This window comes from Lysinibacillus sp. NPDC097868 (assembly GCF_044761135.1).
In the GTDB taxonomy this organism is placed as follows: domain Bacteria; phylum Bacillota; class Bacilli; order Bacillales_A; family Planococcaceae; genus Lysinibacillus.
Map to the genome: position 1 here is coordinate 1,335,013 of NZ_JBIWBS010000001.1, position 23,163 is coordinate 1,358,175.

At 33.5% G+C, this 23,163-nt stretch carries 26 protein-coding genes; 15 read left to right on the forward strand and 11 right to left on the reverse strand.

Going from position 1 to position 23,163, the window contains the following annotated elements; all coding sequences use genetic code 11:
• Positions 1 to 357: 357 nt before the first annotated feature.
• Entirely contained in the window at positions 358 to 1,149 is a 792-nt protein-coding gene (locus ACIQXJ_RS06540) for an SHOCT domain-containing protein (protein WP_403051126.1), read from the reverse strand.
• A 639-nt stretch (positions 1,150 to 1,788) separates the two neighbouring features.
• Between ACIQXJ_RS06540 and ACIQXJ_RS06545 the strand changes: the two genes are divergently transcribed.
• Both ACIQXJ_RS06545 and ACIQXJ_RS06550 read left to right on the forward strand, forming a co-directional pair.
• A complete protein-coding gene (locus ACIQXJ_RS06545) occupies positions 1,789 to 1,938 on the forward strand; it encodes a hypothetical protein (protein WP_172771670.1) in 150 nt (49 codons plus the stop codon).
• Positions 1,939 to 2,171: 233 nt separating this feature from the next.
• Positions 2,172 to 3,452 carry an oligosaccharide repeat unit polymerase gene (locus ACIQXJ_RS06550; protein ID WP_403051129.1) on the forward strand — a complete coding sequence of 427 codons (1,281 nt, stop codon included), beginning with the start codon at positions 2,172 to 2,174 and terminating at the stop codon, positions 3,450 to 3,452.
• A gap of 134 nt (positions 3,453 to 3,586) precedes the next feature.
• Here the strand turns inward: ACIQXJ_RS06550 and ACIQXJ_RS06555 are convergent, their stop codons facing one another.
• Together ACIQXJ_RS06555 and ACIQXJ_RS06560 are read right to left on the reverse strand one after the other, a co-directional pair.
• Positions 3,587 to 4,234 carry a FusB/FusC family EF-G-binding protein gene (locus ACIQXJ_RS06555; RefSeq protein WP_403051132.1) on the reverse strand — a complete coding sequence of 216 codons (648 nt, stop codon included), beginning with the start codon at positions 4,232 to 4,234 and terminating at the stop codon, positions 3,587 to 3,589.
• A 265-nt stretch (positions 4,235 to 4,499) separates the two neighbouring features.
• On the reverse strand, positions 4,500 to 4,796 hold the full coding sequence (locus ACIQXJ_RS06560) for a hypothetical protein (RefSeq protein ID WP_403054851.1): 297 nt from the start codon (positions 4,794 to 4,796) through the stop codon (positions 4,500 to 4,502).
• A 397-nt stretch (positions 4,797 to 5,193) separates the two neighbouring features.
• Between ACIQXJ_RS06560 and ACIQXJ_RS06565 the strand changes: the two genes are divergently transcribed.
• The 6 genes from ACIQXJ_RS06565 (at position 5,194) to thrS (ending at position 10,085) form a co-directional block, all read left to right on the forward strand.
• The gene (locus tag ACIQXJ_RS06565) at positions 5,194 to 5,592 is read left to right on the forward strand and encodes a MarR family winged helix-turn-helix transcriptional regulator (RefSeq protein WP_403051135.1); all 399 of its coding nucleotides are present in this window, start codon (positions 5,194 to 5,196) and stop codon (positions 5,590 to 5,592) included.
• The gene (locus tag ACIQXJ_RS06570; protein WP_403054853.1) at positions 5,592 to 5,939 is read left to right on the forward strand and encodes a DUF3147 family protein; all 348 of its coding nucleotides are present in this window, start codon (positions 5,592 to 5,594) and stop codon (positions 5,937 to 5,939) included. The genes ACIQXJ_RS06565 and ACIQXJ_RS06570 overlap by 1 nt, the downstream gene beginning before the upstream one ends.
• 15 nt (positions 5,940 to 5,954) lie before the next feature.
• Entirely contained in the window at positions 5,955 to 6,440 is a 486-nt protein-coding gene (locus ACIQXJ_RS06575; protein ID WP_403051138.1) for a GNAT family N-acetyltransferase, read from the forward strand.
• Positions 6,441 to 6,547: 107 nt separating this feature from the next.
• On the forward strand, positions 6,548 to 7,039 hold the full coding sequence (locus ACIQXJ_RS06580; RefSeq protein WP_403051141.1) for a hypothetical protein: 492 nt from the start codon (positions 6,548 to 6,550) through the stop codon (positions 7,037 to 7,039).
• A 158-nt stretch (positions 7,040 to 7,197) separates the two neighbouring features.
• Positions 7,198 to 7,707, forward strand: a complete 510-nt coding sequence (locus ACIQXJ_RS06585; protein WP_403051144.1) for a hypothetical protein — start codon at positions 7,198 to 7,200, stop codon at positions 7,705 to 7,707.
• A gap of 455 nt (positions 7,708 to 8,162) precedes the next feature.
• A complete protein-coding gene (gene thrS, locus ACIQXJ_RS06590; protein ID WP_403051146.1) occupies positions 8,163 to 10,085 on the forward strand; it encodes a threonine--tRNA ligase in 1,923 nt (640 codons plus the stop codon).
• 144 nt (positions 10,086 to 10,229) lie between these two features.
• Here the strand turns inward: thrS and ACIQXJ_RS06595 are convergent, their stop codons facing one another.
• The 3 genes from ACIQXJ_RS06595 to ACIQXJ_RS06605 form a co-directional block, all read right to left on the reverse strand.
• The gene (locus ACIQXJ_RS06595) at positions 10,230 to 10,712 is read right to left on the reverse strand and encodes a hypothetical protein (RefSeq protein ID WP_403051149.1); all 483 of its coding nucleotides are present in this window, start codon (positions 10,710 to 10,712) and stop codon (positions 10,230 to 10,232) included.
• 222 nt (positions 10,713 to 10,934) lie between these two features.
• Positions 10,935 to 11,099, reverse strand: coding sequence for an aspartyl-phosphate phosphatase Spo0E family protein (locus ACIQXJ_RS06600; protein ID WP_172771661.1), 165 nt, complete (start codon positions 11,097 to 11,099; stop codon positions 10,935 to 10,937).
• Between the two features lie 529 nt (positions 11,100 to 11,628).
• The gene (locus ACIQXJ_RS06605) at positions 11,629 to 12,183 is read right to left on the reverse strand and encodes a GNAT family N-acetyltransferase (RefSeq protein WP_403051151.1); all 555 of its coding nucleotides are present in this window, start codon (positions 12,181 to 12,183) and stop codon (positions 11,629 to 11,631) included.
• A 272-nt stretch (positions 12,184 to 12,455) separates the two neighbouring features.
• Here ACIQXJ_RS06605 and ACIQXJ_RS06610 point away from each other — a divergent pair, with 272 nt between their 5' ends.
• Together ACIQXJ_RS06610 and ACIQXJ_RS06615 are read left to right on the forward strand one after the other, a co-directional pair.
• On the forward strand, positions 12,456 to 12,923 hold the full coding sequence (locus tag ACIQXJ_RS06610; protein ID WP_403051154.1) for a GNAT family N-acetyltransferase: 468 nt from the start codon (positions 12,456 to 12,458) through the stop codon (positions 12,921 to 12,923).
• A 31-nt stretch (positions 12,924 to 12,954) separates the two neighbouring features.
• Positions 12,955 to 13,377, forward strand: a complete 423-nt coding sequence (locus ACIQXJ_RS06615; protein ID WP_403051157.1) for a GNAT family N-acetyltransferase — start codon at positions 12,955 to 12,957, stop codon at positions 13,375 to 13,377.
• A 180-nt stretch (positions 13,378 to 13,557) separates the two neighbouring features.
• On the opposite strand, the gene ACIQXJ_RS06620 is transcribed toward ACIQXJ_RS06615, so the two are convergent.
• Positions 13,558 to 14,295 carry a class I SAM-dependent DNA methyltransferase gene (locus ACIQXJ_RS06620; protein WP_403051160.1) on the reverse strand — a complete coding sequence of 246 codons (738 nt, stop codon included), beginning with the start codon at positions 14,293 to 14,295 and terminating at the stop codon, positions 13,558 to 13,560.
• Positions 14,296 to 14,744: 449 nt separating this feature from the next.
• On the opposite strand from ACIQXJ_RS06620, the gene ccsB reads away from it, so the two are divergent.
• A complete protein-coding gene (gene ccsB / locus ACIQXJ_RS06625; protein ID WP_403054855.1) occupies positions 14,745 to 15,899 on the forward strand; it encodes a c-type cytochrome biogenesis protein CcsB in 1,155 nt (384 codons plus the stop codon).
• Between the two features lie 77 nt (positions 15,900 to 15,976).
• Here ccsB and ACIQXJ_RS06630 read toward each other — a convergent pair whose 3' ends face one another.
• The 3 genes from ACIQXJ_RS06630 to ACIQXJ_RS06640 form a co-directional block, all read right to left on the reverse strand.
• Positions 15,977 to 16,177 (reverse strand): cold-shock protein, encoded by a 201-nt coding sequence (locus ACIQXJ_RS06630; protein WP_010859201.1) that lies wholly within the window; start codon positions 16,175 to 16,177, stop codon positions 15,977 to 15,979.
• A 372-nt stretch (positions 16,178 to 16,549) separates the two neighbouring features.
• Positions 16,550 to 17,176, reverse strand: a complete 627-nt coding sequence (locus tag ACIQXJ_RS06635) for a response regulator (RefSeq protein WP_340824359.1) — start codon at positions 17,174 to 17,176, stop codon at positions 16,550 to 16,552.
• Positions 17,173 to 19,371 (reverse strand): ATP-binding protein, encoded by a 2,199-nt coding sequence (locus tag ACIQXJ_RS06640; protein WP_403051163.1) that lies wholly within the window; start codon positions 19,369 to 19,371, stop codon positions 17,173 to 17,175. The genes ACIQXJ_RS06635 and ACIQXJ_RS06640 overlap by 4 nt, the downstream gene beginning before the upstream one ends.
• A gap of 214 nt (positions 19,372 to 19,585) precedes the next feature.
• Between ACIQXJ_RS06640 and ACIQXJ_RS06645 the strand changes: the two genes are divergently transcribed.
• The 3 genes from ACIQXJ_RS06645 (at position 19,586) to ACIQXJ_RS06655 (ending at position 21,999) form a co-directional block, all read left to right on the forward strand.
• Positions 19,586 to 20,506, forward strand: a complete 921-nt coding sequence (locus ACIQXJ_RS06645; protein ID WP_403051166.1) for a hypothetical protein — start codon at positions 19,586 to 19,588, stop codon at positions 20,504 to 20,506.
• A 145-nt stretch (positions 20,507 to 20,651) separates the two neighbouring features.
• On the forward strand, positions 20,652 to 21,629 hold the full coding sequence (locus ACIQXJ_RS06650; RefSeq protein ID WP_403051169.1) for a thymidylate synthase: 978 nt from the start codon (positions 20,652 to 20,654) through the stop codon (positions 21,627 to 21,629).
• A gap of 169 nt (positions 21,630 to 21,798) precedes the next feature.
• Complete coding sequence (locus tag ACIQXJ_RS06655) at positions 21,799 to 21,999, forward strand: hypothetical protein (protein WP_403051172.1); 201 nt, start codon at positions 21,799 to 21,801, stop codon at positions 21,997 to 21,999.
• A gap of 120 nt (positions 22,000 to 22,119) precedes the next feature.
• Here the strand turns inward: ACIQXJ_RS06655 and ACIQXJ_RS06660 are convergent, their stop codons facing one another.
• Complete coding sequence (locus tag ACIQXJ_RS06660) at positions 22,120 to 22,662, reverse strand: hypothetical protein (RefSeq protein ID WP_403051175.1); 543 nt, start codon at positions 22,660 to 22,662, stop codon at positions 22,120 to 22,122.
• 277 nt (positions 22,663 to 22,939) lie between these two features.
• Between ACIQXJ_RS06660 and ACIQXJ_RS06665 the strand changes: the two genes are divergently transcribed.
• Entirely contained in the window at positions 22,940 to 23,146 is a 207-nt protein-coding gene (locus ACIQXJ_RS06665) for a thymidylate synthase (protein WP_172771652.1), read from the forward strand.
• Positions 23,147 to 23,163: the final 17 nt, after the last annotated feature.

The window sequence follows — 23,163 nt, forward strand, 5'->3', positions numbered from 1 at the left end:
AAACACTCGTATTGAATACGAGTGTTTTTTTGTGTGGAAACGTTGATATATCAATGTTTGAGATATATCTATAAAGGACAACTTATTAATGAAATGCAGATGATGGTTTCAATTAATAGAGGTACTGTTAAATTTACATCAGCAAAACCTTGTTTCTATTATCATTTCGCCATGTCGGTACTCATAGAATACTTTCAATTTTGAATTTTTCCTTTTTTTTCGAGAGATGTCCATCCTTCTTTAAATAGGGGCAGTTGTTTTTTACTAAAATTAGTATAAACCTATATCGTTTCTTTTGATTAGGAATGTATATTCTGAATTAATGGTTAAGAAAAAGTGTTCATTTGGATGCTTTTTTTAAATTTTTAAAAGTTCGATTTTCTTTTCTTCAAATTCTGCTTGTGTTATTGCCCCCATATCCAATAGTTGTTTATACTTCAATATCTCATCTGCTGCAGAAGTTGATTGCCCTTGATGCCTAATTGCTTCAACGGTAGGTTGTTGTTGACTACAAATTAATTCTAAAATAGATAGACATTCATGAGCTGCATTATATGCATTTTGATATAGCACTCCACTTTTTTTCATATCTGTCTCAATGAAGTGAACATAAACGACTGGGTTGTAAATATTATTTAAAGTAATTTTTAATTTTAAACTGCTACAAATACCTTTTGTTTTCTTTTTGCCGGTTACAGCACCTACGATTGCACCAGTATCTCCAAATAAAGCTCCTCCAACAAGAGCACGACCTAAGCCTCCAGAAATTATAGTCTCGCCATCTTCCAGTAATTCAAAATTGATGATATCACTATAGTCATACACAATAGATTTATCACGTTTCCCTAAAATCGTGGATAAAATAAGCCATTTTTTATTGTTATCATCAAACTCTACAAAATTTCCAACTCTTTTTGTAGGATTAAATGCTTTTAATTCTTGTTTATTTTCTTTTTGTGTATGGATTGCATTCCTTATATCTTCGACGGTCATATGAAAAATATACTTTTTACTAAGACCTAATTTTTTTAGGTTAGCTTCCTTATAACAAGAAGCACACACCCATTCTTTATTAGCTATTCGAAACCGATTTAAACCCACTTCTTGTTCACATACACCACATACTTGTTTTAAACTAAAAAAGCCCATGTTTAACCATCCTTTTTTAAAAAAATTATTTGTATGTATTAAAATAGCCACTTACCTATTAGGTGTCTAAATATGCCTATTGAAAATCCTGCTATATTAATACAATAATACCATTTAATAAACACTTAAGTATAATGTATTTATAAGGGGATGGATATAAACTGAAAAATTAATAGGTTCTTGAATTTTGATGGGTTCTCAAAAGAAAGTATATAAATGTTAATTTCTATAAACTATTAAGAGTGATAGAAGAGAAATAGACGGCTTATGCTGTCTTTTTCGTTTTCTGTTAAATTGGAAACCATATATTTATTCACTAAATGACCTTCTAATGCCTGTTCTATCAATAAATCATCGGATATTTGATATCTAGAAAATTACTCAACTTTTAGTACACTAGATTAAGAGTCAATTTGAGAAACTGCAAAGGCACTTGAACTAAAAGCTAGAAACACTACTAAAATTAAACTTGAAATGAATGATAAAAGTAATTTCATATGATAGTTCCTCCTTTAATAAAAACAAATTCTCTCCTTATTTTAATATTATTTATAATTAGACATTTAATTTTATGTTTCCTCTAATCCTATTGTATTATTTTTATAAGAGGAAAACATATTATTTAAGAGAGGTGTAGTAATGGAAAACAAAAAACGCAATGTACGCAATGATGATAATAATTGGATTCCAGAAAGAAATATAGTGAAAGGATTTACTTTCAAAGGATTCCTAATTTTTATCATTATATTGATTATCGGATCGCTTGTTAATTATTTTTTAAAACAATAATTTTTTGTTTATACATTTACATCTTTTTACTCTTATAGAGATTGTTTTTACCACTAATGCAACAGTGCTATTAAATCCTTGTATGTAATGAATAGGCACTAAACTGTAAAATTGTTTAAATCCCTCGTATAAATTGGAAACCATATATAAAATTTACAAAAAATATGATATACTGATTTTGTTTTACAAAAATCAAAGAGGAGGGGAAGTAACATCTATAAGGTGTGATATGTATGAGCAAATTGAAACAAAGTTTTGGAAAATTAAATAAAATTGATATGTTTTCTCCGTATTTCTTTTTGCCATTTATTTTACTGTTATATTTTTTTATCAGTTTATTTGATTGGCATAAATTTGAGCATTTCGGTATACATGTATCTATATGGCCAGCAGTAATATTAGCTGTTATTTGTTATTACATAGGTGTATTGATAATTGATAAACTTGAGTGGACAATTCCATCGTTCGGACTGTCGTTTTTAGGGAAATATGTGATTCATTTTATAGTTGTCTTGACAGTGCTTGGGTTAGGCTCCTATTTAATGATGATTTTTAGTGGTAACTTAGGGATAACGGACGAAGCAAACCGTCGTAATTTAGACCCCAAGTTAAACTTCTTTAGCCAATTACTATGGTTTGGTGTGCTATTGCTCTTGTCCTATAAAATGATTTTGGAGAAGACGATGACATGGAATAAAGCAATCGTATATGGTTCAATTTTTGCGGTTGTCATGTTTTTATTTCTATTAATGGGCTACCGTACGCCACTTATCATTATGTTATTTACTGGCATCATTATTTTTCACTATGTTGTAAAAAGAGTGAAATTAACATGGTTTTTAACCGCATTGGTCGTAATTGGTGTAGCATTCTCGTTGTTTGGATTTATACGTGTCCTTACAGAAGATACGTCAAAAGAATTCAATTATCGGGATAAACCCGATGTAGAATTAACGACTGAGGAAAGAGATAGACTACTAACGGCTGAACAAAAAGTAAATTTAGTTCCAAAATGGGTTCGTGCATTAAATGCTGAAGCTGTCACAAGTCATATCGTTTTAAGTACGATAATCGAATACACAGAAGAAGAAGGTTATTTAAAAGGTGAAATCCATAAAGGTATATTTAGTACGATATTACCTGGCGAGCAAATTTCACCACGCATGAAGGTTACCGAGGTCGTCAACTCGATTACGGTCGAACGAGGTATAGAAGTTACACGGAAAATGCGCACAACAACCCCAACATTTATAGGTCAATTATTTTTAGATGGAGGCTATTTGTTAGTTGCGATCGGTTTCTTATTATATGGTGTCTTAATTTCATTAATTTATAATAAAGTAAAACAAAATGGTATTCGCAGTTTCCACACTGTCGCTTACGCATTTACAATTACCGTGTTTACCGTTTCAATGCATACAGGTTTACTCGATTTAATCTTTGTTCTTATGCTTGGCTTCGTTATTATCGCATCTTCCATTATAACAACCGATAAGCGCATGCTTGATTTATAAAATATAGGCAAACTATCCTTTAAAGTTAATGGCAACTGCTTTTAAGGATGGTTTTTTTGTGGGGAAAAATTTCCAGATTGCATTAACAACATACAAAATACAGCCTTCCCTAAAGTAGGGAAGGCTGTTTATGATCAAGTAATACGCTCAAAAAACGTAATTGTTTTATTCATATCTGTTACATGTTGATTACACGTATCGCTGTCAGCACAAATGTAATTACTATGGTTCGTATAAGTGCCAACGACATTCCCTTTGATGGAAGTTGTAAATAGTCCAACATCAGCGTGACGATTACAAATTGCACATATTCCACGCACCGTATTATTTGCAAAAGTGCCTTTGATTGCTTTTAGCTTATCGTCTTGCTCAAGAATGACATATTTACGATGTGTACCAGGATCATCCCAGGCGAAGTAACAAATTTGCTGAAAATCTAATCGTTCTAGATTTGGCAACTTTAGCTTTTTTTCTTTTTTAAACAAGCTTTTTATAGTGCTTGCTGTAATTGGCTTAAATGGGATGACATATGACTTCAGGTCTTGTAAATACGATTCACCTGCTGCACGCTCTGTTACTGAATAAATGGGCTCAATCAGTTGGGCTTCTGAAGTTGTCATGACAACATTTTCAGAAATCACTTTTTCGACAAGGCCACGCACAGTTTGAATGACATTTGTATCTTTTGAAGTAGCTAATGTTTGTAAAATTTTATTCATTTGTTGACCAAGTAAATTATAGTTTGCAACCGTTAAAAACGGTTGAATTGCTTGTTTTTCCATGTGAAATCACTCCTGTAAATTAGGCTTTTGTATTTGTGGCCTAAAGAGATCATCCATTTGTGGAGTTAACCTAGACCTCTTCGACCTGTAGATAGGCGGGTCTAGAGCAGGCATTACAATAGAATGCGACCATTTCGATTCCTCCTTGTAAAGAGAACTATTATTATTTTAACATTTTAAGGCAATGAAATAAAGAAAGAGGTGGCGTTTTTCTAAAATAAAAAAGGACTGTGCTAAGCAGCCCTAAAACCGTGAATTATTGGATTTATGACACCATAGACATAATAAATTTCCCTGAAAGCATGAAAATTGCATAGACGAGTAATGCACCTATAACAGCAATGCCAGGCTTATACCAGTATGTTAATAGGAAGGCGAGGACAGTGAAAAGTAACATGCCTACTGCACCAAAAACTGTATTTTGTAAAACGCTATGAAAGGTGTCTGCTTTCATATTCTTCATTTGCATACCCATATTAATGAGCGTCAGAATTGGCAAGGCAGTAATAATGCCCGATAAAAATAAATATTTTGACTGACTTAAAAGCAAAGCTAATACCATAATGGCTCCACCGACAAAAAAGTACACCAAATATAACACGCGTAACCCTCAATTTCGTATTCTCTTCTAGATTTTGTAGTGTAATGATACTGCACATAGTACAAGCTTACAAGAGCCTATTTAAAGTAAGAAGAAAAAGGTTATCAAATAAAGGAATCCATTTGAAATAACTAGCGATTTTCAGCACTGAGGTGAAAAAGATTTTACGACTACTTACGTTTAAGGTTCTCAATGATTATTGTTGATCGATTCCATTTTCGTTAAAAACTAGAAACCGACAGTAGAACGATAGCTTGTCGCATTATAAAATTCTATTATATTAAAAGTAATCTCTTTTAATATATCGTTATATACGATATAATCGCTATTAACGATATATTAAAGGAGCATAAAAGATATGATACACGATATTAACCATTATTTCACAAATATTTTTTATCATCTCCATACAACACATGAAGATGTGATTTCCCATCAAAGTGTGCGTATTTTACAGATGATTCAAAAGGAAGATGAAGTGACAGTTCGAGATATTGCAACGTTACTGAATATTTCACAAAATACAGCTTCAGAGCATATAAAAAAGCTTGAACGTCATGGCTGGGTTGAGAAGATTCGAGCAACCGATGATCAACGAAAAGTTAAGCTCTATCTTACGGATGCAGGGCGAATTGTTTTAAAGAAAAATACGGAATTAGACGATAATAAGCTTAAGCAAGCATTGAACCTATTAACCGAAAAAGAACAACAAAGTATTATGGAAGCATTTCGGCTATTAAGTGAGGTGTCGAAATGATGTATACACTCGTGAAAATTATTAGTTCCGCCGCAATTATCGCTATTGTGACAGAAGTTGCGAGAAGATTTCCTACATACGGGGGTGTGATTGCCGCGCTACCGCTTGTCAGTATTTTAAGTATTATTTGGCTAACAGTTCAAAGCGAACCCAATGAGCATATTCAGCGCTTTATGGTAGGGGTTATCGTTGGACTTCCAGCAACGATGGTCATGCTTTTTGTTATGTATATGGCGATGAAATCATCTATCCATATTGTATTTGCTATAGCGCTTGGAGTCGCCTCATGGGCAATATGTTTAGGCATTCAGAAAGCCATTGCTGGAGTATTTCATATTTCAATTTAAAGTAGGTGAAGTAAAGTGTCAGTTATAAAGATTTCACAAGTGAATAAAAAGGATGTCATCGAGTTTTTTCAAGCACATTGGGGAACTACAGAAATGGTCATTTCCAGTGGGATTTATGATTGTAGTAAGTTAGAAGGCTTTGCTTTTCTTGATGAAAGCCAAAAAATTGTAGGTCTAGTAACTTACATAATCCGAGACAATGAATGCGAAATTATATCTCTCGATAGTGCAGAAGAGGGAAAAGGTATCGGTACATTACTTGTTCAAGCAGTAGAGGATCAAGCCCGCCAACATCATTGTACAGTTGTTTCACTCATTACTACGAATGATAATTTACATGCATTAAAATTTTACCAAAAGCGTGGCTATTACCTCGTAGAAATTTTACAAAATGCAGTAGAACGTGCAAGAGCAGTGAAACCTGAGATTCCACTAATCGGCAATGACGGAATTCCTATTCGTGATGAAATACGTTTGCAAAAACCATCTTTCTCGTTTTGAGACAGATGGTTTTTTGCATTTGAAACGATTGCCACTATGGTGAAATATATTCCGCTGCCTATCATTTCTCGCTATAATTATGTTGAAGATTGAAAGTGAGGAATCCAATGAAAAAAATATTATTTATCCTATTCTTTAGTGTGCTAGTAGTGGGAGCGGCATTTGTGATTTATTTGAAAAGTAATCCGCCACTTGTTATTAATGGGTATACAAGCGCTGATGGTAACCCTACTATCCGTTTAATCGAAATTGAAAATAAAGGTATAAGAGAGCTACAGTTACAAACGATTCTTGTCGATGAAAAGTACCCTGAAAGTGCTAAGCTTATTGTCAGCAAATCAGAACCATTTGAAATTGGTACAAAAATTGAAAACAACCCAAACATGACACTTCATAAATTAACGCAAGTAAGGATTTTCCCAAGTCAATACATAGATAGACAGGCGATTGGTAAACAACCGCAACATTATGCAATACAAGTAAATGCTACAACGATTCAAAAGGTAACCATTCAATATAACTATTTAAAGATACCATTTACATTAACAGCGGAGCTTCAACCAAATAACGAGCAAGAAAATGATACCAAATCAAAATAGATAAAAAACGAAGCAGTCATCATTTACGCTTACCTAAATTATTTGTCATATCGTTTATGCCGATGTCATTTCATAAGATTGTTTGATGAAAAAATCCCTTTATTCCTAAATCATGGTAATCTAATGGTAATAGTTATTGCGATGATAGGAGGGGTCTAATGGGATTAGTAATAGTTGGTGTCGTGCTTGTACTTAGTATTTTAGGTACCATTTTAGTTGTTGTTAAGAAGCAGTCTAAAGGTGATATAATGCTCAAGGTTGAAGCAATATGTGAAGGAAAGAATGAATTGGACCAGGCCATTATGAAGATATACTTTACATTTTCTATCGGAAAACTTGCCAGTCGTAGTAAAGAAATTATCGGTAGTATTGATTGGTCAGAAGGATGGATGCCAGTCAGCTACAATTTGAAAGAACATGGAAGTTATAGGGAAGACCGAATCCCTACATTGATAGAAGATAAATACACTACTTTTGATATAGATGCGACGAATGCAATTGATAGTCATGGTAGTGGTGAGGGCTATATTGTTCTTGTATTAGAAAAACCGACGCATACAATGCTGTCTAGAGCAGGTGTTATGCTGGTTGTAACTGCTAACTTAGTGTCCTATCAATTGTCAGAATCTATAAGCTGGCATAATGAAGTAGTAGTCAACCATTATTAACTCATAAGGATTGAACTTAACAACAAATGCGCAAGCCCAAAACAAAAAATTTTTAGTAAAAATGTATGCGTTTTAAATGCAGTGATATCAATAAACAGGTTATATTTGTTAATGTGAAAAATAATTTTCAAATATTGACAAGTATTTAGATGTCCGATATAGTAAATACCAATTTCATGAAACAATGAAAATAGCCATGACAAGGACAAGAGATTTGATGAACGATTTACAGAGAGGGAAGCCTAGCTGAAAACTTCCTATTGCCGCATCATTTTTTACTACCTTGGAGCAGTGCTTGGAAACATGCACCGTAATTGCGACGTTACAGCAAAGTCAATGAGCCGCTAGTGCATCTAGTGGGAATTTGGGTGGAACCACGGGTAAATTACACATACTCGTCCCTATTTTGGGACGGATATGTGTTTTTTTTATTTTCTAGTAAAGGAGAAAAGAACATGTCAAATCAAGTATTAAACATTCAGTTTCCGGATGGAAAACAACAAGTATTTACAAAAGGTGTTACACTAACCGACATTGCACAGGCGATTAGCCCTGCACTGCGCAAAAAAGCAATTGTAGGAAGTGTGAACGGAACCATCACTGATTTGACGCGCCCTATATTGGCAGATGCCCAAATCAATCTATTTGATGCTAGCTCACGCAAGGGAGTCGAGGTTATTCGCCATTCCACTGCTCATTTATTAGCACAAGCTATTAAACGAATCTATCCAGATGCGCAGTTTGGGGTAGGGCCAGTCATCGAAAATGGGTTTTATTATGATATCGATTTAGCACAATCCCTTGTACCAACAGACTTACAAAAAATAGAAAAAATGATGAAACGAATTGTTCAGGAAAATATTGAAATACATCGAAAGGAAGTATCGCGAGAAGAAGCTAAACAGTTGTTCCAGCATGATAAATTAAAGTTGGAATTACTAGCTGATATTCCCGAAGAAGAAATAATTACAGTTTATGAGCAAGGTGATTTTTATGATTTATGTCGCGGGCCGCATGTATCGTCAACAGGTAAATTGCAACACTTTCAATTAATGCAAGTTTCTGGAGCCTATTGGCGCGGCGATAGCCAAAATAAAATGCTTCAGCGCATTTATGGTGTTTCATTTGCTACAAAAGAAGAATTACAGGATTACTTTATATTTCTAGAAGAAGCAGAAAAACGCAATCATCGTAAATTAGGGAAAGAACTTGAATTATTTATGTTTTCCGAAGAAGCACCAGGCATGCCGTTTTATTTAGCAAATGGTCAAATCATTCGAAATGAATTAGAATCCTTTTTACGAAATCTTCAAACGAAGTATGACTATCAAGAGGTTCGTACACCATTTATGATGAACCAGCGTTTATGGGAACAATCGGGACATTGGGACCACTATAAAGACAATATGTACTTTACACAAGTAGATGCTCAAAGTTTCGCATTAAAGCCTATGAATTGTCCTGGACATATGTTGATTTTCAAAAATGCAAGACATTCATACCGTGATTTGCCGATTCGTATGGCGGAATTTGGGCAAGTGCATCGACATGAATTTAGCGGTGCATTAAATGGTCTATTACGTGTACGAACGTTCTGCCAAGACGATGCCCATATTTTTGTCACACCTGAGCAAATAGAGGATGAAATTAATTTAGCGCTGAAGATCATTGATCATACGTATCAAGTATTTGGCTTCCAATATGAAATTGAATTATCGACTCGTCCTGCTGATTTTATGGGGGATATTCAGCTTTGGGATAAAGCAGAAAGAGCATTGGAAAATGTTTTAAATAATGCAGGGTATGCTTATAGAATAAACGAAGGGGACGGCGCATTTTACGGACCTAAAATTGACATTCACATAAAAGATGCTATTAAACGCAGTCACCAATGTGCAACAATTCAACTTGATTTCCAACTGCCTGAGAAATTCGATTTAACATATTTAAATGAACAAAATGAAAAAGTAAGACCTGTCGTTATCCATCGTGCTGTTTTTGGCTCAATTGATCGCTTTTTAGGCATTTTAATTGAACATTTTGGCGGTGCATTTCCGACTTGGTTAGCACCACAACAAGTAATTGTGATAGGGGTTGCTAATATCCATCAAAAATATGTTCAACAGGTTGTACACGCACTGGAAAAAGAACAAATACGTGTCCGTGCAGATAACCGTCAGGAGAAGCTCGGAAAAAAAATAAGAGAAGCACAGATGAAGAAAATACCATATATTCTCGTATTGGGCGATAAAGAGCGCGACAATCAAAGTGTAACTGTACGCAAATTTGGTAATCAAGAGTTAAATGAAAAAACATTGCAGCAGTTTGTTAATGAAGTCAAACAAGAAATTTTGCAAAAAGCTTTACCTACTAGTTAATAATAGAGAAAAGCCTGGTTGGATATTTCAATCAGGCTTTTCTCATTTTAAATAAAAATAACCTATTTATTAAAAATAGCAAAGAATATGCTTCTAGTAATGGTTATTCAAGCATAGTATATAGTAAATGTACATTATAAAGTATCAAAGTGGTTTATCAGCTTTTAGTATTGGTGAATACGTACTACTACCTAATAGTATATTATTCGTTTCTGCATCGATCACTATATATTTATGAAATTCTTCTTGTGCGTTTTGGCGATATGAAGCTAAAAAATATACTTGTCTGTTTGGATGAATCATAATGTGATTTGAGAGATCTAATTTTCTACTGTTGTAATTTGTTTGCATATTAAAAATTTTATGAGTGTCAGGCACATCTTTAAATAGAATTTTTTGGCGAACGTTTAACGATGCATCTTTATACTCTTCATAGATGGATTTATCTAATTGCTTATAAAATGCGTCTTCAACAAGAAATGATTGAAAGTGATTACTAGGGTATTGAAGCGTAGTGTCAGATGTTGTGATAGGTTCACAAATAGTAGTTGTCGACTCTTTTGGTAAAGTCTCTGTGTGTGAAAATAAATTAGAAATAACGACCAAGGTTAAAAACAGCACTTGCATAATTTGGCCTCCTATAATTAGTGTTATAGGTAGATTTCCCAATTTTTTGTTATGTATACGTTTCATTACAGTAACATATTGAAAACTAAGGAATATCGAAATGGCTCTTTAACAAGTAATTAGACTGAACGAAAAACCAGCCAAGTAAACATTATTTCTGACTGGTTTTATCGAAAACGGGATTACATTATAAAATTTATTTATAAATATTCCTCCTTTTTATTAGGACGCTTGTTTTAAATATTTGTTTAGTAAAACATCAAGTTCTTGGCTATAATCTACTACGGCGGGGTGTGTAAATCCTAAATCTTTTGCCTTTTTATACATAATTCTTCTTTTAATCTCAATTTCAAACTTCAAGAATTGTTTAAGCAATAAATGTACCAACTTATTCTCCTCCTAATTTTTTTCCGCATATTCTTGATTTAAAATTCCAATGACTTTGATTCAGCTTTTTCATTGTATATCAGTTAAAACAAAAAAATTGTCACATTGTGTATTGAAATTGAAATTCGTAATTTAGTCACAAATTAGTCTAAGTAACTATAAAAATAATGTGAATTCTAGTGAAAATTTTTTACCCTTTTGTTAGATTAATAAGTTATGTAAATAGCGAATTGCCAGTGTTTTTTCTTTGAAAAATGTTTAGAATTAAACTTTTTGTATATGTGTCTTTTTTACTATAGAGTATAATCAATCTAACTAGAATAGTTGATGAGACACGTTACAATATTTCATTTCTTGTCGCAATTTATCAAATTCTATTATTTGCTGTTTAATTATTAGGAATAATTCTTTTTCTTAAAATTACTTGACATATATAGACTTTTTTAAAATGATCAGAAAGCAAAATCAATATCAGGTACACTATAAACGAGCAACGCACACATTCATTATTTTGAATGTGTGCGCTTTTTTAACTAAGTGGGGGCCACTCTTCACGTAATAGGCCGAATAAGATAATATCGTGAAATTTACCGAAGCGGAATATTTCATTACGAAGGGTACCTTCTTTTGTAAATCCACATTTTTCATAGGAACGTATCGCTCCTACATTAAAGCTGAACACTTGTAGTTTAATTTTGTTTATTGCAATGTAGTCGAAGATAAACGTGATGAGAGTCTGCATAGCATCAGTTCCTAATCCTTTGCCTTGCCATTTTTCACTCAAAGATATTCCTACTAAACATGTGCTATTAATCCAGTTAATAGAATATACACCACATGAACCAATAAGCTGTTGCGTCGTCTTTTCAAAAATACCAAAGAAAAATTCTTCCTTTTTTCCACTAATACTTTGAAAGAATGAAGAATGGTCTTCTACTGTATGTGGGAATGGAATTTCATCATTAGCAAGTAATAAAGTATGTTTTTCACTCTCTACCTTTATAAACTCTTCTAAATCAGAAGATGCCATTTGCTTTAAAATAATCGATTGTCCATTAAGAAAATCTTTAAAATATTGTTCCATGTAAATTCTCCCTTGTTCAAGGGCTGCAGTGTAAGTTTAACATCCCTTTGAAATTAGTTTGTTCCAAACATTTCTACTGCTTTTAGCGCAATCATAGTCGCATCTCCTTTAAATTGAATAGTATAATAATAGCATAGTTTGGAATTTAAAGTAATAAAATGAAAAAATAACACAAAAGTGTGTGATTAATTAGTAAATTTTAAACTTTGGTCACCTGCTATTAATTGCTAAAATATGTTAGGGTTATTTGAGAGAATGGAAGAAGGGATAAAATGCGACTAAAATTTTATGAAGTATCCGATCACCCATTGATTGAGCAATACACGTTAACTAAAGAGCAGCTTCGCTATACGATGTCCCCTCAGGCAAGTATGGAATTAGTTAAAACTGATGAAAGTCGACATGCAGTGTTAGCAATGAAAGAAGGGAAGCTCGTTACTTTTTTTGTTCTTCATGAGAAGGAAGGGGTAAAACCTTACACTGGAAATAATCAAGCTTTATTAATACGAGCATTTTCAACGGATGTTAATGAACAAGGTAAGGGGTATGCAACTGAAGCATTACAATTATTGCCCTCGTTTGTGCAACAATATTTTCCTACCATTAACGAACTAGTTTTAGGTGTGAATTTCCCTAATATTGCGGCACAGGCACTATATAAAAAATGTGGCTTTGTAGATGAAGGCATCAATGCAGTAGGAATTAACGATGAGCTGAAAGTAATGAGTTATTATTTATAATCTATCAAATGAAATAAGGGTGAATGAAAAGATGACAGTAATAGAGGCTAGTATAAAGCATATTGATGATTTATGTACAATGGATAAAGAAGTAATAGGAGATTATTCAAGAAAGGATATGATCATAAAAGCAATTGAAGAAAAGCGATGCCTTATTCAAAGAACGGACAGCGGTATAGCAGGATTTTTAATTTTCACGACTAATTTTTTTGAATGTAGTTTTATTTCATTGGTCATTGTTAAACCATCTGAACGAAGAAAAGGGGTGGCTTCATTACTACTAGCTAGTTTTGTCAATATGGCACCAACACCCAAAATTTTCTCCTCTACAAATCATTCAAATTTGCAAATGCAAAAAGTATTTGAATTGGCTGGATTTAATAGAAGTGGCTATATTGAAAACTTGGATGATGGTGATCCCGAAATCATTTACTTTAAATCAAAAGTTGATTGAAATTGGGAAGTAATTGTTTAAGTGCCTGTCACTTAGCATACACACCTAGCATAATATGATTACTATATATAAATCCACTTAGCTTTCAGCGGGTACAGTGTATGCCGCAGGAGTCTAAGTGGATTTTTGCTTGAAGTATTCAGAATTGTTTGAGTGCCTGTCACTTATTCAACGGAAGATTTACTGCTTCTTTGCTCGTACTAATAAAAAGGAAGGTTTCCGTAATTCTTTTTTTAGTTTTGGAAGAGCTTGTATTGCTTCGATAGAAGGGATAGGTTCTTCAATTTGCTCGATAGTGAGTCCATGTGCAATTAATGTATTGAGTATTGTTGATAGCGTCCGATGATACTTTATAACACCTTCAACTAACCAGACTTGCTCCCGTACACCTTCCGCTTGATAATCATCAATTGCATAATGACATAAATCACCATCCTCGTCGCAAATCCAATTATCCATATTTTTGCGTGCTGTAACAATCGGGTGTTCTATTGAAAAAATGACTGCACCATCTTTGCGAAGCATGGATGATACTTTAGCAATTACTGCATCAAAATCTTCTATATAATGTAGAGCGAGAGAGCTTGTAATACAATCAAAGCTATTTGCAGGTGCATTAAATTTCTCAAATGATTGTAAACAATAATAAATGTTTGGATGCGCATGTAATGTTTTAGCAACTGCAAGCATATTTTTCGACACATCTATCGCTGTTACATGCCTTGCTTTGTTCTCAATACAAAACGATGCAAATTCCCCCATACCACAGCCTATATCAAGTAACTGTAAATCATGTAGATCGGGCAGTAATGCTTTCAATGCTGGCTGCTCAAGTAATTGATTATAATTGATTGGTGATGTTCGTAATTGTCGGTATTGCTTAAAAAAATTTGGATTATCATAAATATTCTGCTGCATGTAAAACCTCCGAATTATTTTACATAACGTTATGTTTCATTTGCGCATTTTTATTTTCCCATATAGCCAAAGAAAGAAATAGACTTATAATATAATTTTTGGTAATATGTAGATAGAGGCATATCTACTTTCATAAAGACCAACTTTTTGCGTATGTGAAAAGTTGGTTTTTTTTGAGATTGTATATTACATGGGTGATGAATGTTTTTATTTAAGTAAATGTCCGTATCATTAGAAACCCAAGAAGGCATAAAAGGTGGTATTATCCTGTTTGTATTCGTTTGCTTCTTCTTGTGTTGTCACATTTTTGTAACAAATACCATTAAGAGGAATAATTTACAATGGAAAGAAGGCACTTAATGTAACGTGTTACGTTCTTTTTAAGGAGAGGCATTCACAGCTTCTACCAAAAAAGGATGTTGGAGGTCGTTATGTTGGAAACTGAAAAAATATTAAGTATGAGTGGGTATTCATTATTTGCAGCTTTTATTTTACTGTTAATTGCCATTTTACCGTTTGGACTCGCAGTAAAATCATCAGGACGTACGTTTAAGAGACTTGGTCTTATACTTACATATTCCGCCTTTGTCTTACAATTATGCTATTTTATTTTAAGGTGGTTTGCAGTAAAACACGCACCAGTTAGTAATATGTACGAGTTTATGACGTTTTTTGGCATTATGCTAACGGCTAGCTTTCTCATTATTCATTATTTGTATAAGCAAATTGTTGTAGGGTTGTTTGTAATACCCGTAGTATTAATGATTCTCGGCTATGGAAGCGTTTTTACAAATGAAGTTACACCACTTGTACCTTCATTACAAAGTAATTGGTTAACAATTCATGTTATGACAGTTGCTTTTTCTAGTGCTATTTTATCTATCTCATTTGCAACGGGGATAATTTATTTGCTAAAAACGTTGGATGTTCAAAAACGATCAGTTAGTACGATTATGTTAGAATTTGTCATGTACTGTTTGCTTGTTGTCATTGGCTTTAGCGGCGTATCGACTGTTTTTAATATAATGAAGGATGACGTACATCTTCAATTTGAAAATACACAGGGCAAGGAAGAACAGGTAGTCTATACGATGACACCCCTTATTGTCAATGCCGGAGCGTTAAAGGAAAATGGTGATTCTTCAGGATTATTGAAAGTACCTCAAACTATAGACGCAAAAAAGTTGAATTCTATCGTCTGGGCATTTATTGTGGGGACCATTTTATATTGTATCATTCGGCTTCTCTTTAGAAAGTCGATTATTGTTTTATTAAAGCCACTGACAAAACGTGTACAGCCTGCATTAATGGACGAAATTTCTTATAGAGCAGTTGTGATAGGCTACCCATTGTTTGCTTTAGGTGGTTTATTATTTGCAATGATATGGGCTCAAATTGCTTGGGGAAGATATTGGGGGTGGGATCCGAAAGAAGTCTGGGCACTTATTACATTTTTATTTTATGCTGCTTTTTTACATCTACGGCTTTCCAAAGGATGGGAAGGGGAGAAAACTGCATGGTTATCTATAACCGGCTTTGGCATTATTGTTTTTAATCAAGTATTCGTTAATTTAGTGATTGCGGGTCTCCATTCTTACGCGTAGAGAAATAATTATAAATGAAAAGAGACATCCATAATGGATGTCTCTTGGAGTTTGAACTGTTAATTCTTGAAAAAGAATTAAAGTTTTACAACGTTTGTAGCTTGAGGGCCACGGTTACCTTCTTCAACGCCGAATTCTACTTTTTGTCCTTCTTCAAGTGTTTTGAAACCTTCAGATTGGATTGCAGAGAAGTGTACGAATACATCGTTTCCACCTTCTACTTCGATGAAGCCAAAACCTTTTTCTGCGTTAAACCATTTTACTGTACCTTGAGTCATTTAAAAAACCTCCAAAAATAAATTCAACAATCATATTCCTTCATTCTGTATAAAATAAACACATAATCAGAAGATCGCACGAACACGTTACTATTGAATACGTGGATTCATTGTTTACGATGAAGTAATTTAATTATTACTCTCATTATATAACAGATTCATACATTTATCCAGCAAATGCCGTTTTTTAGTAAGAAAAAATTACATAATATTGTTTCTAAGTATAATGATTGACCCATTTACTGAAAGAAAAGAGGTATAAACAACCTATTTTGTTAATAAAAAGCGATAAATTGAATGGATTTTATATTTTTTTCACATTTGTTGAGACTATGTAATCTTATACAAAATTTTTAGGTAGCCTGTATGACTTTAGTCAATCCATGCTTTTTCTTTTGCAACAATTACTGCCTCAGCACGTGATTCCACTTGCAATCTTACAAAGAGTTTAGATAAATAATTTTCCACTGTACGTTGGGTAACCCCAATTGCAGAGGCTATGGCTTTATTTGTACAACCTTGTGCTACGAGCTGCAAAATTTCCTGTTCTTTATGACTTAGTAATACTTCCTGCTTTGCATTGGAACGATTCGAGTGCTGTTTGACAAAGTCCAAAAAATCAGCCGATAATAAAATTTCCCCGCGCAAAGTAGCTTGGATTGTTTGAATAACTTGTTCTTTCGTAGCAAGCTTTGATAAAAGTCCATCCACTTTTTTCTCAACGAGTAGCTCGTAATAATCGGACAACTCATAGCCTGTATAAAGTATAATCAATGCTTCAGGTTGTATTTTCTTAATCATTTCAGCAAGCTGAATGCCATTTATCGGTTTCATATTAATATCAATTAAAAAGAGCTGGAAAGTTTGAGTCTCCATTCTGGAAGCGACATTAGCACTTTCTTGCTCTGTTTCAATATGGACATTTTCTAAGTCTTGTAATAATGTTTTCGTTCCGTCTAAAACGACAGGATGATCATCTACAATCAATATATCAATCATTTGTATGGTTCCTCACATTCCTCTTGAATTTGAATAAAAACATGCATGCCATCATTTGGTTTGGAGGTAATAGTCATTTCTCCGTTAAACGCTCGAACACGTTCTCGAATTCCATTAATGCCCATCGAAGCGGATGATTGCATTAAATCCTCAATATTGCAGCCGATACCATTATCGTCGTATTGGAGAACAAAACCATTGTTAATCGCAAGTAGTTTTAGCGAAACCTTCGATGCATCAGCGTGTTTAATCGCATTATTGAGCAGTTCTTGAACTAGACGATAGACGACTAAATGTAACGTTGCATCTTGAAACTGAACTCGGTCAATTTGAGTATTCAATAGAAAGTTAGCTCGAATTTTTACTTTTTGTACAAATTTTTTTAAAGCCATTTCTAAACCAAAAGTATCGAGTAACGGGGGACTTAGATTTTCACAATACTCCCGTAAATCTTTAGTGGCATTAATAAGCTGCTCTCGAATGTCTAAAACTTTTTTCTCTTCAATAATAGGGGAGCTTGCTATAACATCTAATTCCCTCGCCAAATGGAGCTGCTCCTGTAAAATAGTGTCATGTAACTCCTGTGCAAGAATACTTTTTTCTTTCTCAATAATATTCCATAATAATTTATCGAGCCAGGGAAGTTGAGTGTTATTCGTGTCTTTCATGTGCTGTATATCGCGTACTAAATCTTCAATATGCTTTAAATTGTCGATAAACATAGAGACATATAAAGCAAGTAACTCCAACCAAAGTAGCTCTTCTTTTTGTAAAGTGTGCCGTATCCGGATAAGAATCTTTTCATCCACTGTATCATGGATAAGTAGTTGTGTCATTTGGTTCTCAATTTGGATGCCACCTTGTGGAAACTGAACATCCTCGGTTATTGTTTCAAGGGTAAATGCTGTAGTACCAAGTTTTTCGGTAATTTCATTTTTTAGTTTATGAAGTAACTCCTGTTGATTTTTTGCATTTCCAATGCGATTAACAGCCGCATATAAATTATGTACATAATCACCCGATGACGAGAATATAATTTTTCGATGTTTAAAATCAAGTTGCTCTTTTACATAAAAGCTTGTAATAAAACCTATGAAAAGAACGATAAAAACAACAATTAGCATTGCAATTGTAAGCTGTTCAAATAACAATAATGCTAAAAACGTCGTTATAATGAGTGCGATAAAAAAGGCAAGTGATGAATAATAGCGAAAACGAGATAATTGGTACTCAATATCAAACAAACGTTCATTTAACTGAATGAAAATAAAGGAAAAAGGAATAAACAAAATAAATAAAACACTTATTTCAGGCTGAATGATTGCTTTGTTAGCTAAAATTTCAGGTACAACAAATAATAATAAAAACGGCAAAAAAGGAATAATACATGAAATGGCGATTAATCGTATTTTCGCTAACCGTGTTCGTAAATAGCTAGTTAGTAATATAAAAATAGCGTATAAAATGAGTAATGCAAATAAACCTAGCGTAACATTAGGCGTGATGTTCCTAAATTGTGGCACAAATAATTCAACGACATAACAAGATGGTATGATGACTAAAGGAATAAAATAGAGCCACCTCGTATCCAAGTAAGACCATTTTATAAGTAAATAACGGAAATACTGTTGTAAAAAGTGAATAATTAATACTAAGCATAAAACGATACAAACTCCATTGACAATCATGCCAACTACATTCCCTCGACTTGAAGCACCAGTGCTTGTGTAAGCTAACGAACACGTTAAAAGAAATAGTATTAATAATTTTGTTATGAAATTATCTTTATTATGTTTCCATAAGTAGAAAGCAACACAAAAACAAAGAATAAAATAAAACATCGGAAAAACAATATGTGTATAAAATTCTTCAGGAAGATCACGGTGCTTTACTTCAATTGTATGTACTGTACTATCAGCTTTTAAAATCGACAGCTCATTTGCACTGGCGACGTAACTATCTCGTTGGGACGATACAAAACCTTTCGTGGATTGTTGATCAATGGTCAGAATAGTGTCTCCTTGATCAATATTCTGTTGTTGTGCCCAACCTATATAATAAGGATGAATTACGACTGGGAGCTCATTAGACGTATCGACTAAAATGTTAATAAAAGGGGCACGAATTGCAATAACAAGTACATAAATGCCAATAAGTAAGTAGGTGATAAAAATACTAGAAGTCAATTTGTGCATAATATATCCTCTTTATTTTTCATAATCATTATGAAAATGCCTCGTTTCATCAATAAGTATCTACTATCATTATCCATAATTTTAGGTTTTTTTGGAATACCGAAAAAATGCGTTTCGGAAAACCACTATCATTTTTTCGGAATAACGAAATAGTCTTTTCGGTAAAAGCTGTGATAATGTGAATCTAGCTTATGAGAAGGAAAGGGGAGCCTGCATGAAAAGAAGTGTGCTAACACTAATCCTATTTTTCCTAGTCGCCATCTCTATGTATCCGATGACATCAATCGCTAAAACTATTGTTAAAAATCCTGTTGAAGTGGATATCTGCATCATAGGAAGTGACAATCATTTTGTTTACAAGATTCCTAAACAGTTACATAACAGTACGCATTATAATGAAATGAAAAATGATATTGAAGCCTCCTTAGCTAGTCATTGGAAAGTGGAAAGTGCTCATTTTGAAACAAATCAATCTGATGTAGCCTATACATTTTTTATCGGGGATTTGTTTCAAGAGAAACAAGATGGTCAATTGAAACTATCAATCCCCTATCGCACATTAGTAGGGATGTTTAGTGAAGATGAGGCAATACAATTGCGTATTATGGCAAGTAAATTAGCAAATTGGCAAGTAAATGCTAAAGAATGGTCAACATTTGGATTTGACCAGCCACTAACATTTTTGAGTGAGCGAGAATACGTCTATAATGGTGCAGTTAACGAACTGTTACAGCAGCGAGTTGCGCATTTCGATGGGGCAATTGCAAAACAACAAATGATTTTACGTAGTATTATGTATTTTAGCTTTATGATCGTTCAAATTTTTACATGCTTGATTTTATCTAAACGTTTAAAAAAACGAATTATTCAGCATCCAGAAAATATGCATCAATTTAGAAAACTAAACTATTTATATCAGCTCATTCCGTTATTAATTGTCATTGCACAAATTGCTTTTTTAGTGATGTCTGGATTACTAACAGCATTTGGACTCTTTTTTAGCCCTGGCATCGATTTATTATTTATTGTTGGGCCTATTCTTGTATCAATTATAATGTTACCGATGTTTTTCGTTGCAACGGAAAATGAAATTTCTAAAGAATTACACGATAAAATGTTGGGTTCAGACATGTAATTGACCTTTAAAAGAAGATGAAAAACAAATAACAACAGATTCTAAGGTAGATGTTGAATTGTAGTTTGTTTTCTATTTGGGCGTCCATTTACCAACATTAAATGGTATAATGTTCAACAGCATATTTGAAGGAGCTGGTGACAAATTGACGCATCCAGAAACTGCGTATTTAAATTTACTACAACATATATTAGAAAATGGTGTTAAAAAGGAAGACCGTACTGGTACAGGCACATACAGCGTTTTTGGCTATCAAATGCGCTTTGATTTAAGTAAGGGTTTTCCACTTTTAACGACAAAGCGAGTACCATTTAAACTTGTAGCAAGCGAGCTTCTTTGGTTTATTAAAGGCGATACTAATATCCGCTACTTATTGCAAAATAATAATCATATATGGGATGAGTGGGCATTTAAAAAATGGGTTGAATCTGATGAATATCGTGGACCTGATATGACTGATTTTGGTCGTCGTTGTCTAACGGATGAAGCGTTTAATACGGTATATCAAGCAGAGCTGTCATCGTTTTGTGAACGCATTTTAAATGAGGATGATTTTGCGAAGAAATACGGGGATCTTGGTAATGTCTATGGCAAGCAATGGCGTAATTGGACAACGTCAAATGGGGAAAGTCTAGACCAACTGCAAGATGTGATCCACCAAATTAAGCATAATCCAGATTCACGCCGCATTATTGTAAATGCTTGGAACCCAGAGGATGTGATTGACGCAGGTGCAAAGGGCAGTAAAGCTGCTTTGCCACCTTGTCATGTAATGTTCCAATTTTATGTAGCAGAAGGTAAGTTAAGCTGTCAATTAATGCAAAGAAGCCTTGATACGTTGCTCGGTTGTCCATTCAATATTGCATCCTATGCATTACTAACACATTTAATTGCCCATGAATGTGGACTTGAAGTTGGCGAATTTATTCACAGTATTGGCGATGCGCATATTTATGCAAATCACATAGAGCAAGTGAAAGAACAGCTCTCTCGTGAGCCACGGGAACTACCAACCTTGAAAATAAACTCAGATAAAACGTCAATATTCGAAATAGAACTTGAAGATCTTTCTATCGAGGGCTACAACCCACATCCAGCAATTAAAGCACCAATTGCGGTATAAAAGAAGAGAGCAGCAACCAAAATGGTTGCTGCTCTTTTGATTAAAAATATCGAATAATCTGTTTTAATAAATAGGAAAGAAGTCGGATGGTTAAGTATTGGCACGTCTATTATAGTGTTAATGGTATTAATAGGAATATTTTCTAATAAAATGTTTAGGGGTGGCTGTGTTGAAAGAAAGATTGTTGCTTCAAACACCAAGAAATGCGAAATTTCTTCGGTTGAAGAAAAATACACAAGGAGAAGCTTCGTTGCTTAGAAATCAACAGGTTCAACACGATAGTCCACATATATCAACAACATTATCGCAAGAACAAATAGTGAAAATGATGCAAATTGTTGAGGAAATTCGGCTTTATGGTTATAAATAAACAGTAAAATGTAAGCGTCTTCTATATGCGCTAGGTTATATACATAAAATTTCAAGTAGACAAGTATGAAAAAACTTGTTTTTCTAAAACTATTTAGTAATAGATAGAAAGTGTATTAAATTAATAAGAAATGACTTCTCCGGTTTTATCATAAAAAGTAAAAATTGCAGGAAACGTATCTTCTGCATTAGGAGGTAGTTTAAAAGTTTTCATAAATGGTGCGGATGTATCAACTTCAATTTCTTTTTCGAAATTCTTCCAGTTTGTTGTTAAGTTGATTTTGGCAACATTGCTGTCTAATTCGTGTACATATAGTGTGCCATAGTTGCCTTTATTGGTTTTATATTGTCGATAGGTTTCTGAGGGATCTGTGGCTAAATAAATAAATTTAAGTTTACCATTCCAACCTTTATTAAAACGTGCATGACCATATTTACTATCGTTAATTTTCAATTGTACTAACCACATATTTGTTTCTTCTATTCGTTCAAAATGCATTATTTGTATGCTACTGTCGATAAATTCCTCTATAAAATCTTTCACTGTCGTTTCGGATGATTTTAGATGATAGTCTTTATAATAAGCATTTCCGTAAATGAACACTCCTAATAATAGGAATGGTGAAAATAAGCATATTACTAATGGTAATATTTTGATTTTCATACTAAATATCCTCCTTTTTTATAGAAAATACTTTTACTGATTTTTTTAAAAATTTATCATTAAATTAAGAAAAAAAACAGGGAGGAAACCATTATATTAGTCTTTTTTATCAGTTAGTCAGTCCAGTAAATTTACAGAAGCTACGACACATGCAAAAGTAATATTTTAATTAAAACTTTCACTTTTTTTAGTATAGGGATTCAACTTAATTAGCAAGAAATAAACGCTATAAATCCAAGCACCTTCTAAGCTATAATAGCTAAGGAGGTGTTTTTATATGAACGTGTTTTTTATTGAAACGATTTCAGGGATGGAACTTTTACATATAGTGTCACATGATGTCGCTGGCATACTTGCAGCTGCGCAAGGGGAGAGCGTAACGTTTCCTGTTGGCCATTTTAAATATGAATTTCATAACCTAGATTTTTATGAAGAAAATGGGCAAATCCAACAAGAGCTCGTTATTTATGTGTCAAAAATATAAGATTAAAGTTGAGAGTT